At 62.6% G+C, this 12,509-nt stretch carries 9 protein-coding genes; 5 read left to right on the plus strand and 4 right to left on the minus strand.

The window, feature by feature from the left end:
* The first annotated feature begins 422 nt into the window (after nt 1-422).
* The gene (locus tag ABD919_RS08290; protein WP_345235523.1) at nt 423-2,192 is read left to right on the plus strand and encodes an FG-GAP-like repeat-containing protein; all 1,770 of its coding nucleotides are present in this window, start codon (nt 423-425) and stop codon (nt 2,190-2,192) included.
* Between the two features lie 95 nt (nt 2,193-2,287).
* Here ABD919_RS08290 and ABD919_RS08295 read toward each other — a convergent pair whose 3' ends face one another.
* From ABD919_RS08295 to ABD919_RS08310, 4 genes are all read right to left on the minus strand, one after another.
* Entirely contained in the window at nt 2,288-4,576 is a 2,289-nt protein-coding gene (locus ABD919_RS08295) for a xanthine dehydrogenase molybdopterin binding subunit (protein WP_345235524.1), read from the minus strand.
* A 181-nt stretch (nt 4,577-4,757) separates the two neighbouring features.
* Nucleotides 4,758-6,200, minus strand: coding sequence for an FAD binding domain-containing protein (locus ABD919_RS08300; protein WP_345235525.1), 1,443 nt, complete (start codon nt 6,198-6,200; stop codon nt 4,758-4,760).
* A 143-nt stretch (nt 6,201-6,343) separates the two neighbouring features.
* Nucleotides 6,344-6,820 (minus strand): nucleoside deaminase, encoded by a 477-nt coding sequence (locus ABD919_RS08305; protein WP_345235526.1) that lies wholly within the window; start codon nt 6,818-6,820, stop codon nt 6,344-6,346.
* 88 nt (nt 6,821-6,908) lie between these two features.
* A complete protein-coding gene (locus ABD919_RS08310; RefSeq protein ID WP_345235527.1) occupies nt 6,909-7,856 on the minus strand; it encodes a hypothetical protein in 948 nt (315 codons plus the stop codon).
* Nucleotides 7,857-8,011: 155 nt separating this feature from the next.
* Here ABD919_RS08310 and ABD919_RS08315 point away from each other — a divergent pair, with 155 nt between their 5' ends.
* The 4 genes from ABD919_RS08315 to ABD919_RS08330 all read left to right on the plus strand — a co-directional run bounded on the left by ABD919_RS08315 (nt 8,012) and on the right by ABD919_RS08330 (nt 12,395).
* A complete protein-coding gene (locus ABD919_RS08315; protein WP_345235528.1) occupies nt 8,012-8,503 on the plus strand; it encodes a redoxin domain-containing protein in 492 nt (163 codons plus the stop codon).
* A 74-nt stretch (nt 8,504-8,577) separates the two neighbouring features.
* Nucleotides 8,578-10,134, plus strand: coding sequence for a T9SS type A sorting domain-containing protein (locus ABD919_RS08320; protein ID WP_345235529.1), 1,557 nt, complete (start codon nt 8,578-8,580; stop codon nt 10,132-10,134).
* Nucleotides 10,135-10,462: 328 nt separating this feature from the next.
* Nucleotides 10,463-11,125: a phosphatase PAP2 family protein gene (locus tag ABD919_RS08325; protein ID WP_345235530.1), complete on the plus strand. Its 663-nt coding sequence runs from the start codon at nt 10,463-10,465 to the stop codon at nt 11,123-11,125.
* A 190-nt stretch (nt 11,126-11,315) separates the two neighbouring features.
* Nucleotides 11,316-12,395 (plus strand): glycosyltransferase family protein, encoded by a 1,080-nt coding sequence (locus ABD919_RS08330; RefSeq protein WP_345235531.1) that lies wholly within the window; start codon nt 11,316-11,318, stop codon nt 12,393-12,395.
* Nucleotides 12,396-12,509 lie beyond the last annotated feature (114 nt).

The raw sequence follows: 12,509 nt of genomic DNA on the forward strand, positions 1-12,509 counted from the left end.
GCGACCGGCCTCACCCGTGAGGAAATCAACACCCGCTCGTTCTACCGCATTCTGGAAGGACGGCGCGCGAAGAAAGCGTAAGGGCATTGACTCAGATAACCAAGTGACAAGCCTCGACCGCACGCTGCGGCCGGGGCTTTTTGCTGCTCATTTTTTCCAAATTACCCGGACGTGAGCAGCCTTTTCGCACAATGTTATGTCTGGCCGTACAGGCCAGGCGATGGGGGAGGCGCGGGCCCGCCACGATACTAATTGAATTGCTACCATCTATTGAAAACAAGCTTTAGGAGGGTTTATGACACGAAGTGAACCCTTGTTGTCTGAAAGAGCTGCTGACTTCAGGTAGTCTAAAAACTAACCTGCAGCAGGCTCCCGTCATTGTATTCTAAGTTCAAAATCCTAACCTCTCTCAAACCACCTTCATGAAAAACTGCTACTTGCTGGTAGCCGGCGCCGTGCTGCTGACGCAGTCGGGCTGGGCGCAGGCACCCTTACTTCTTAACAGCCAGACCCCCGGCCGAAATGCGTCGGCGGTGCCGTATTCATCGGCCGTGACCATGACGTTTTCGCAGCCCCTGGCGAGCAGCCAGGCCGGGATGAGCGGGGTGCAGGCCTACGCCGGGCAGCGAACCGGACGATTGGCCGGTACCAGCACGGTAAATGGCAACACGCTAACGTTTCAACCGGCCCGCAACTTCAAGCCGGGCGAGCTGGTGAACCTGACGGTGCCGGCTGGGGGCGTGCAAAGCAGCAGCGGCCAGCCGCTGAGCCAAGCCTACGTGGCACAGTTTCGGGTTGGCGCGGTGGGCGGAACCGGGGTATTCACCGGCGGCTCCGATGCATCCGTTGGCTCAAGCCCGCGCAGCCTGACGGTGGGCGACGTGGACAACGACGGCGATGTGGACCTGCTCAGCGCCGACTGGCCTTCCGGCAGTCCCAGTACGGTTTCCATCCGGCTGAACAACGGCCTGGGCGTGTACAGCGGCACCCAGTCCGTTACGCCGGCGGGTGCAGCGAATGGGCTGCTGCTGGCCGACGTAGATGCTGATGCCGACCTTGATTTGGTGCTGACCATCGGCAACAACAACCTGCTGCAGGTATTTGCCAACAACGGCCAGGGGCAGTTCACGGCGGCCGGCTCGGTGCAGGTGCCCAGCTTCCCCAGCAACGTGGTAGCTGCTGATGCCGACGGCGACGGCGACCTGGATTTGTTGGTAGCCTGCACCAACGGGACCGGCGTGGTGGCGCTGCTGACCAACAACGGGGCCGGCACGTTCCGCGTGGCCACCACCTTTGCGGCCGGCGCCAGCAACTGCGGTCCCGTCGACCTGGCCGCTGTAGATATCGACAACGACGGCGACCTGGATGTACTAACCGACAACTCCTTCAACAACACGGTTGGCGTTGCGCTCAACAACAACGGCGTGTTCACGCCCGCCGGCACCACCGCCGTGGCCCTGGGCACCACGGGTCTGCTGCAGCGCCGCATTGCCGTGGCCGACCTGAACCAGGACGGAAACCCGGACTTTATCACCTGCAACAGCTCCTTTAGCGCGGGCTCAATTAGCGTGCGCTACGGCAACGGGCAAGGCCAGTTCACGGGCGGCTACGAGCTGACCACCGGCCCGCAGCCCTTCGACCTGACCCTGGCCGATGTAAACGGCGACGGCCTGCCCGACCTGCTGACCGCCAGCAACGCCACTTCGGGCGTGGTGAACGTACGGCTGGGCAATGGCAACGGCACCTTTGGCACCGGCACCAGCAGCCAGGGTACCGATGTCGTGATTGCCGACCGGCCCCAGGCCCTGGCCGCGGCCGACGTAGACGGCGACGGCGACCTGGACCTGCTCACGGTGAACCGGCCGTACAACGGCTCGGCCAGCATCCGGCTGAACGGCGGCTCTTCGGCCCCGCTGGCGGCTACGGCCTCCACATTCAACCAGCTGACGGAGCTGTATCCTAACCCGGCCACGGGGCAGGTGAGCGTGGTGCTGCCGGCTGCCAGCAGCGCTTCGTCGGCTACGCTGACCTTAACCGATGCCCTGGGCCGCGGCGTGCGCTCGGCCACGGTAGCACTCGGCGCGGGAGGTACCACGGCCGGGCTGGACCTGGGCGGCGTTCCGGCGGGCCTCTACACGGTGCGCGTGCAGGCCGGCGGCCTGGTCGCGGTGCGTAAGCTCGTTGTGAACTAGCTCTATACGGTGCGGCTGAATAGGCAGCCCCTTACAAGCAAAAGCCCCTGACATATGATGTCAGGGGCTTTTGCTTTGCTCACTACGGAGTTTGCCTAGCTGGCCAGAGCCGTAGTAGGCCGCGTCATAACGGGTACCGGGTACAGCCCCATCAGCACCTTTTCCGGCGTCATGGGCGCGGAAAGCGGCAGCTTGCCGTCGGGGCGGAAGGCGCGGATGGCATCGCGCAGGGCGAAGTAGGCGCCGATGCCGTACATCAGCGGCGGCTCGCCCACGGCCTTGGAGCGCATGATGGCGCGGGGGTGGCCCGGCGTGTCGAGGAAGTGCACGTCGAGCACGGCGGGGGCGCAGTAGAGGTCCGGGATTTTGTAGGAGTTGAGCGAGTTGCTTAGCAGGCGGCCTTCGGCGTTGTAGCTGAGCTCTTCCAGCGTCATCCAGCCAATGCCCTGCACGGCGCCGCCCTCAATCTGGCCCAGGTCCACGGCCGGGTTGATGCTCTGGCCGAAGTCGTGGGCAATGCGTACGGCATCCACGGTGTAGGTGCCGCGCAGGCAGTCGACGGTGACGGTAGTGAGGGCCGTGCCGTACACGTGGTAGGCGAAGGGGTAGCCCTGGTTGGTTACCGGGTCGAAGTGAATGTCGGGCGTAGCGTAGTGGGCATTTTCCGTCAGGGCAATGCGCTTCCAGAAGGCCGACGACACCAGCTTTTCCCAGTTGGTTTCGGTGGGGATGCCGGCGGCCAGCACTTCCTCGTCCTTGATTTCTATGCCCTCGTAGTTGAGCGTGTACTCCGTGCTGGCGTGGCGCAGCAGGCGCTCGCGCAAGGCCCGGCAGGCCATTTCCGTGGCTTTGCCGTTGAGGTCGGCCGTGGCCGAGGCGGCGGTGGGGGAGGTGTTGGCTACCCGCGTGGTGTTGGTGCTTTCCACCTTGATGCGGCTGGGCGAGATACCCAGGGTGCGGGCAGCCACCTGCGCAATCTTGGTGTTCACGCCCTGGCCCATCTCCACGGCGCCGGTGCTGATGCCCACCGAGCCGTCGGAGTAGATGTGCACCAGCGCCCGTGCCTGGTTCATGGGCGTTTTGGTGAAGCTGATGCCGAAGCAGATGGGCATCACCGCAAAGCCTTTCTTGAACAGCTCGTTCCTTTTGTTGAACTCGGCTACTTCCCGGCGGATTTTGGGCAGGTCGTACAGCTCAGCGGCCGTATCCCAGGCCTGCTCGGCGTGGCACATTTCGGCCGGCTGGCGGTAGGAGAACAGGTCGTTTTCGCGCAGCAGGTTGCGGCGCTGAATTTCCGCGGCCGGCACGCCCAGCTCCTCGGCGGCCTTCACGATGGCGGCCTCGATGACGAACATGCCCTGGGGCCCGCCGAAGCCCCGGAAGGCCGTGTTGGGGGGCAGGTTGGTGCGGCAGCTGAAGGCCGTGGCCGTCACGTTGGGCACGAAGTAGGCGTTGGTGGCGTGGAACAGCGTGCGTTCCAGCACGGCCGGCGACAGGTCGGCCGCCGCGCCGGCGTCCTGAAAGAAGGTGGCTTCGTAGGCCACGATTTTCAGGTTTTCGTCCAGCCCGATTTTGAAGTCCGACGAGTAGGGGTGGCGCTTGCCGGTCATGCGCATGTCGGCCATGCGGTCGAGGGCCAGCTTCACCGGGCGGCGGGTGATGAAAGCGCCCAGCGCGGCCAGGGCACCCCAGGGCGTGGCCTGGTCTTCCTTGCCGCCGAAGCCCCCGCCCAGGCGGGTTACGTCGACTTCCACCTGGTGCATGCCCACGCCCAGCACGTGGGCTGTATGGCGCTGCACGGCCGTAGGCCCCTGCGTGGAGGAGATGATGCGCACCCCGCCCATCTCAGTGGGGAAGGCGTAAGCGCCCTGGGTTTCGATGTAGAGGTGCTCCTGCCCGCCGCTCTCGGCCACGCCCTCGAAAATGTGGGCGCAGCCGGCCCAGGCCGCCTCGGAGTCGCCCAGCTTGAAGGTGCGGGGCGGCACAATCAGCTCGCCGAGCCCGGCCGCCACCCGCGGGTCGGTGATGATGGGCAGCGGGTCGATGTCGACGGTGATGAGCTTGAGTGCGGCGTGGGCCTGGTGCTCGTGCTGAGCCAGCACGAGCGCCACCGGCTGCCCGCGGAAGTGCACGTGGCCCTCCGCCAGCAGCGGCTCATCGGGCACGATGCCCCCAATCTGGTTGACGCCGGGAATGTCTTCGGCCGTGAGAATGCGGTACACGCCGGGAGCGGCCAGGGCTGCTTCCAGGTTGATGCCGCGCAGCACGCCGTGCGCCAGCGGGCTTTCAAACACGGCCGCGTGCAGCGTGCCCTGCTGGGTGGGCACGTCGTCGAGGTACTGCGATTCGCCGCGCACGTGGCGCACTGGGTCGAGGTGGTTCATGGTGTTGTCTACAAACGTTCAGCAGAACGTCATACTTAAACAAAGTAGAACGTCATGCTGAGCGAAGCGGAGCGGAGTCGAAGCATCTCTACCGCAGTAGTAATTCCTTTTAAAGGATTTACTCTCGTGGTAGAGATGCTTCGACAGGCTCAGCATGACGTTCTTTATAATTATTGATTAACTAGACCAGCTCCCGCATCTGCACTTTTTCCGGCGCAAACTTCAGGAAGTGCGCAAACAGCAGCTGGCGCAGCAGCAGGCGCTTGTACTCCGCGGTGCCGCGCACGTCCGAAATCGGGCTGATTTCGCTTTGCATCACCTCATTGGCGCCCTGAATAGTAGCAGCGCTGATTTCCCGCCCTTGTAAATACGCATTGGTGCGGGCCAGCAGCAGCGGAATGGGCCCCACACCGCCGGCCGAAACGCGGGCGGCGGCAATAACGCCCTTCTCCACCCGGACCCAGGCCGCGGAATTCACGCTGGCAATGTCGAGGTGGGTGCGCTTGGACACTTTTTCGAAGTTGAAGAAGTCGCCGGCCGCCGGTGCGGGGAAGCTTATTTCCGTCACCTGCTCGTCGGGAGCTTTGTCCAGCTTCTTATAGCCCAGGTACAGCTCCGACAGCGGCAGCTGCCGCGTTGTGCCGCCGGCATCGGCCAGCGTGATATCAGCCCCCAGGGCCAGGAACATAATGGTGAGGTCGCCGATGGGGGAGCCGTTGATGAAGTTGCCGGCCACCGTGCCCATGTTGCGGATGGGCGTGCTCGACACCAGCTTGAGGTAGCCCGGTAGCCCCGGCAGCAGCTCGTTGAGCAGCTCCGACTCCAGCAGCTGGGTGGCCGTGGTGGCCGCGCCCAGCACCACGTGGCCCTCCGACGAGCGGATGCCGCGCAGGCCGCGGTTGTCGTAAATCAGGCGCACGGGCAGCTCCCGGATTTCCTCCAGGCGCTGCACCATCAGGTCGGTGCCGCCGCCAATGAGTGGATGGGTGAATGGGTGAGTGGGTGAATGATGCTCAGCTGGTGCTGCCGTCAGCTTGTCGCGCAGCTTGGCCAGCTTAGCGGGCATGTGCTGGAAGTACTGGGGCACAAACTGCTCCTGGCTGAGCCATTCCACAGCCTTCTGCCGGGGCCGCTCGGCCAGCTGGGCGGTGAGGCGGGCAGCGGCGCGCTCCAGCGACTTGTAGCCCGTGCAGCGGCAGATGTTGCCATCGATGGCCGCCAGGGTACTTTTCTCGGTGGCGGGCTTGTCGCTGAGGCTGTGGCCGGTGAGCGACATCACAAAGCCCACTGTGCAGAAGCCGCACTGCGAGCCGCCTTCGGCCACAATGGCCTGCTGCACCGGCGTGAGCTGCCCGGCCGCGGCGTTGATGCCTTCCACCGTCACCACGTGCTTGCCGTGGGCGTTGCCCAGGGGCGTGAGGCAGCTGGTCATGCTCTGGTAGGCCACCGTCTGCCCATCGGTTGCCAGCTCGCCCACCAGCACGGTGCAGGCCCCGCAGTCGCCCTCGCGGCAGCCAATCTTGGTGCCCTTCAGGTGCTGCTGGTAGCGCACAAAGTCCAGCAGGGCGCTGGCCGGTGCTTCCGCCGTGCGGATGAGCTGGTCGTTGAGGTAAAATTCAGTCATTGATAGGTCTTAGGTATTAGGGGCTTAGGTCTTAGAGCTGGTTATGAGTAGTCTGATTAGAGCCGCAATCCACATCGGCTTTAATCAGGTTTCAGGCGAAAGAAAAAAACTAACACCTAAGTCCCTAACACCTAAGACCTGAATTAATACTCGGTCTTGCCTTCTTTTTGTTCCCAGGCGCGGAAACTTACCAGCGCTTCGTCGCGCAGCAGCTGCGTCATGGGCAGCTTGCGGCTCTGCATGGGCAGGTCCAGCTCCTCGTAGATGAAATGGTCGTCGAAGCCGATGGCGGCGGCATCCTGCTTGGTGCTGCCGTAGAACACGCGGCGCGGCCGGGCCCAGTAGATGGCGCCCAGGCACATGGGGCAGGGCTCGCAACTGGTGTAGAGGTCGCAGCCGTCGAGCTGAAAGGTGCCCAGCTCCCGGCAGGCCTTGCGGATGGCGTCTACCTCGGCGTGGCAGGTGGGGTCGTTGGTGGTCGTCACCTGATTAAAGCCCCGGGCAATGATTTGACCATCTTTTACCACCACGGCACCAAAAGGGCCGCCGTGGCCGGCTTGCATTTTTTCGAGCGACAGGCGGATGGCCTCGCGCATGAAGTCAGGGTTGGGAGCTTCCATAGGGGAACAGAGCGGGTGGGAATTAGGGGAGGGCGGCAGATTATCGAAAAGGGGCACAAATAACGGCCAAAAAATGGGAAAGTCAGCCCTACCGCCGCCCGCCGCCCAGCTTGGTGGGAATGCGCACCTGCACGCCCAGCGAAGGCACGAAGGTGAGGCCGCTCAGCGAAGTGCTGGCCCCGTTCAGCAGGGCAAAGTCGCCATAGTTCTGGTAGAAGATGGACAGGGCCGGCACGAAATACACGTAGCGGTAGCCCAGCTTAAGGTTGACGAAGCCGCCGTAAGACGAGAAGCTGCGGTACTGCGTGGGCAGGGCCGACAGGCGTTGGCGGTTGTCGTTGTATACCTTGCCGGGTACAAACTCATAGCTTACCCAGCTGTGGGCGTAGGCCAAGCCGTACGACAACGCCCCGATTTCCTCTTCCGGGCCAAAGGAGTGGCTGATGATAAGGGGAACAATAAGGTCGCGGCGGCGGGCCGAGAAGCCCAGCACCTCGTTGATGTCGTCGAGAAAAGGAATGCTGGGCAGCTTGGCCCGCTGGGTGGCAAACTGCAGGCCCACGCTGGCGTAGGTGGTGCCGGTGCTGGCCCCGGCCCCGGGGCTTTCGGGGGTGCCCACCGGGCCCAGCAGCTGGTACTGGGCGTCGAACACATGGGAGCCGAAGGCATACTTATAGCCCACATCAAGGCGGGGAATAACGCCGTAGCGCAGCGACAGGTCGGAGGTGGTCTGCACCGGGTCGAGCAGGTAAGCCAGGGCGGCGGCCTGCAGGTTGTTGAGGCTGCTGCTGTAGCGCACGCTGTCGGAGCTGGCCGCGGCGCTGGCTGCATCTTTGATGGCGGCACCGGCTTTGGCAATGGGGGCGGTGGCAATGTTGTAGCCCACGTTGTAGCCGGCGCGGAACTCGTGCTGGGGCGTCACCTTGCCCGTGGCCACGATGGCGCGGGGCGCGGTGCAGCTGGTGATAAAAAGCAGGCCGGCCAGAGCCGGCAGGGAGGTGGCGCGTAGCAGGCGGAAAGCAGAAGGGGTGTTCATAAGCGGTAAGGGTAGTAGGCAAGGCCGAGAACGAAAATCAGGCCGGAATGGCTGGAACCCCGGAGCAGCGGGGCGTGTCTGCATCGATACTGGTATTGCCAGGAGCTTAATTATGAAGCATATTTGTAGTGCTTCGGCCTGCGCCCGCCTTTTGTATGCCACTGTTTCTCTTCCTGCTTGTGCATTTGCTGGGGTTGGGCTCGCCCCAGCCCCGGGCCACGGTGTACGTGTTTCTGGCCGAAACCTGCCCCATCAGCCAGGCGGCCACGCTGCCGCTGCGGGAGCTGCACAGCCGGTATGCGGGGCAGGGGGTGCGCTTCGTGGGCGTATTTCCGGATAAGGAAGCCAGCCCGGCCTCTCTCCGCAGCTTTGCCCAAACCTACCAGCTGCCCTTCGTGCTGCAGGCCGACCCCGGCCAGCGCCTCACGCGCCGCCTGCGCGCCCGCGTCACGCCCGAGGCCGTGGTGGTAGCGGCCGATGGCCGCCGGGTACTCTACCAGGGCCGGCTCGACGACTCCTTTGCCCGCCTGGGGCAGCGCCGCACCGTGGTGCAGCACCACGAGCTGGCCGATGCCCTGGCGGCAGTGATGGCCGGCAACCCCGTAGCCGTGCCCCGCACCGACGCCGTGGGCTGCTTTATCGAATAGCTTCTGGTTTCTGGTTAATGGTTTAAACGACAACCAGAAACAAGAAACCAGCAACCAGAAACCCAGAAGAAACCATGAAAATACTCCGACTCGTTCTGCTGGTTTTGCTGGCTGCTCATGCCCAGGCCCAGCAGGTTACCTTCAGCCAGCACATTGCGCCGCTGATTTACAGCCACTGCACGCCCTGCCACCGAACCGGCGAAGTGGCGCCGTTTCCGCTCACCAGCTACAACGAAGTGGTAAGCCGGGCCCAGACCATCAAATACGCTACGGGTATCCGCTACATGCCGCCGTGGAAGCCCGACCCCAACTACAAGCACTACCTGGACGAGAACACCCTGACCGATGCCGAAATCCAGCTGATTCGCACCTGGGTTGACAGCGGCACGCCCCAGGGCAACCCCGCCCAGGCCCCGCCGCTGCCCACCTTCCCCAGCGGCTCGCAGCTGGGCACGCCCGACCTGGTGGTGCCCATGCGCCAGGCCTTCACCCACCAAGGCAATGGCCAGGACCTGTACCGCGTATTCGTGCTGCCCGTGAACCTGCCCGCCGACCGCGACATTGCCGCCATCGAGTTTCGGGCCGGCAACAAGCGCATCGTGCACCACGCCATCATCGGCCTCGACACCACCCAGCAGGCCCAGGGACTCGATGCGGCCGACCCCGGCTACGGCTACACCCGCTTCGGCGGCTTTGGCTTCAACCCGGTAGAGGAAAACTGGGGCGGCTGGGTACCCGGCACCCAGGCCCGCTTCTACCCGGCCGGGCTGGGTAAAAAACTGTACCGCCGCGCTTCCCTGCTGCTGCAGATTCACTACGGGCCCAGCTACACCACCCAGAACGACTCTTCGGCTATCAACATCTTCTTTGCCCGGCAGCCGGTGACGCGCTACGTGCAGACCCTGCCCGTGATTTCGCCCCAGACGCTCACCAACGGCCCTTTTGTGCTGCCGGCTAACCAGGTGACGACCTTCCGGGCCAATCAGATGGTACCTTTCGACGTGACCCTGCTGAGCGTGCTGCCCCACGCCCACCTGCTGGGCCAGAAGTGGAAGGTGTGGGCCGTGAAGCCCAACGGCGACACCATCCGGCTGGTTAAAATCAACGACTGGGACTTCCGCTGGCAGGGCAACTACCGCTTTACCAGCCTGCTGCGCGTGCCGGCCGGCTCCCGCCTGCAGGCCGAAGTGAGCTACGACAACACCGCCCAGAACCCGCGCAACCCCTTCAGCCCGCCGCAGCGGGTGCAGTGGGGCGAAAGCACCACGGCCGAGATGCTGCTCACTTACTTCGACGCCGTGCCCTACCGCAGCGGCGACGAGAACATCGTGCTGGGTATTTCGCCCAGCGTGGTGCCCGCCCCCAACTTCACCAACCTCAGCATATACCCCAACCCGGCCAGCGGCGGCGCCACGGCCAGCTTCCAGCTCAAGCGGCCCAGCTCCGTTTCCCTGGCCATCTTCGACAACATGGGCAAGCTGGTGCGTACCGTGGAGCAAGCCCGGGCTTTCGGAGCGGGTACGCAGCAGGTGCCGCTGCCCCTGGAAAGCCTGGCCGCGGGTATCTACTTCCTGCGCCTGGAAACGCCAGAGTTCAGCCACAGCGAAAAGCTTATCATTGATAAGCGCTGATTTTTCTGATTTCGTTGATTGTTAAAGCCCTGACTTCCTCAAGTCGGGGCTTTTGCATAGGGCTGCCCGCAGTCCACCGGCTTACGCTGGCTTATAGCCTTAAAGCAGCGCAGCGAGTGTGACTGCAGCCGATGGTGAGGCGGGTTTGCAGCTCGCTGCCGTAAAGCGGCAATTCCAACTGGCTTATTGCCCGCCGATGGCGGTGCATTTCTGATTTACTTGGATTGACGCGGCTGGCAGGGCAGGCGCCGTGCCCGTCGCTGGAGGCGCAATAGCAGGGCGAGTACGGATGGCGAGCGTACATTACCAGGCATTTCAGAAGCGGTTTATGGCCTCTCGTACTTTCTGGTGGTTTACAGCCAGCACGTTAATCGGTTGCACCTTATTTATTCTCTTTATAGACCAGCCGGTTGCCTGGTTTATTTACCGAAATTTGGAAGGGCTTAGTCCGCTATTTGCAGCCGTCACCTTACTGGCCGAGCAAGCTTACGCCGCTGTAATAGAGCCTCAGGTTTTGGGGCTTCCCATACTCATTACAGGTTTACTGGGCAGCTTTCTGCTTGTGCGAATACTGCTCAAACGGGCATGGGGAACTGTTTTTTTAATGGTTCTCCTGGTTCATCTCAGTAGTCAGATAGGAGCTAATATTCTCAAAGTGACTGTTCATCGGCTGCGTCCGGAAGTATTGTTCGAGCAAGGGTATAGCGGGTGGGGCTTCTGGCAGGCAGGGCCCAATAATGACTCCTTTCCTTCCGGACATGTGGCTGGGTTTTTCAGCTTGTTCTGGCCTTTTGTGGTCGCTTTTCCGCGCTACCGGTTTCCACTAGTAGCCCTCCCCATCCTGATAGGCATTGGTCGGCTTATTCCTGGTTACCACTACGTGTCAGATGTTTGGTTTTCAGCTTGGATGGTTATTGCTTTTACGGAGCTATTCTACGGCTTGGGCCTCATCCTCAAGAAGCGTAAAGTAAAATTCTGGGCAAAAAGCTGACGCTGCGCTGCCCGCAGTCACTATGGAGCGCAGCTACACGACCCATAATCGTAAAACTGCGGCCGGCACGCCTGCTGCGTGCAGTTCGCAGCTTTCAGCCCATGGAAATTTTTGCTTCTTTACCACGAAATCCACTGCTTCCTGTCGAGGAAAAAATCAGCGGAATCAGTAAAATCAGCGGTAATCAGCGATGAACATATTATACGGTGTGCCCGGCGAAGGCCTGGGCCATGCTACCCGCAGCAAGGTGGTGATTGGCCATCTGCTAAGCCAGGGCCACCAGGTGTGCGTGGTGAGCAGCAGCCGGGCCTTTAAAATGCTGGACGCGGCCTTCCCGGGGCGCGTACACGAAATCCGGGGCTTTCACCTGGCTTACAAAGGCCTCACGGTAAGTAAGTCGCGCACGGCGGCGCTCACGCTCAGCACAGCGCCGGAAGATTTGCGCATCAACTTCGCCAAGTACCGCGAGCTGCTCTGCGACTTCGAGCCCGAGCTGGTGATTTCCGACTTCGAGTCGTTCAGCTACCTGTTTGCTAAAACGCGGCGGCTGCCCATTATCAGCATCGACAACATGCAGATAATCAACCGGACCGAACTCAACGTAGCCATTCCCAAAGAGGAGCGGAGCAACTTCCAGCTGGCCCGCAACATCGTGAAGCTGAAGCTGCCCCGCAGCCGTCACTACTTCGTCACGACGTTTTTCGGGCTGCCGCTGATAAAGCCCGACACCACCCTGGTGCCCCCCATTATCCGGCCCGAGATTCTGGCGGCGCGGCCCAGCAAAGGGCAGCACGTGCTGGTGTATCAGTCGGCCACTACCCAGCAAAACCTGGTGTCCATTCTGCAGCAGCTGCCCGGCCAGGAGTTCCGCGTGTACGGCTTCAACAAAGAGGAAAGCCACGGCAACGTGCAGCTGCGCGCCTTCAGCGAAGCCGGCTTTATCGAAGACCTGGCCAGCAGCCGCGCCATCGTCACCAATGGCGGCTTCTCGCTGATTTCGGAGGCCGTGTACCTGCACAAGCCCATCTGCGCCATTCCCATCCCGGCCCAGTTCGAGCAGTGGCTGAATGCCGCCGAAGTGGAGAAGATGGGCTACGGCCGCCACTTCCCGGCCATTACCGCCGACAGCCTGCGGGCCTTCCTCTACGACCTGAGCGGGTTTGAGAATGCCCTGGCCGGCTACTTCCAGCAAGGCAACGAGGTGTTGTTTGCCCAGCTCGACGCGGCCCTGCAGCAGCTGGCCGGCGAGCTGCAGCCTGAGCGGCCCTAGCCACCATGCCGCCGCTTTCAGAGCTGCGTCGTACAAGCTACAGCAATTCCCAAGTCGGAGTACAGACTTCGTTCTACCGTCCGCCTCACCCCCCGCCCCAAAAAATGCTTAATT

The organism is Hymenobacter saemangeumensis (assembly GCF_039541835.1).
Taxonomy (GTDB): Bacteria; Bacteroidota; Bacteroidia; order Cytophagales; family Hymenobacteraceae; genus Hymenobacter; species Hymenobacter saemangeumensis.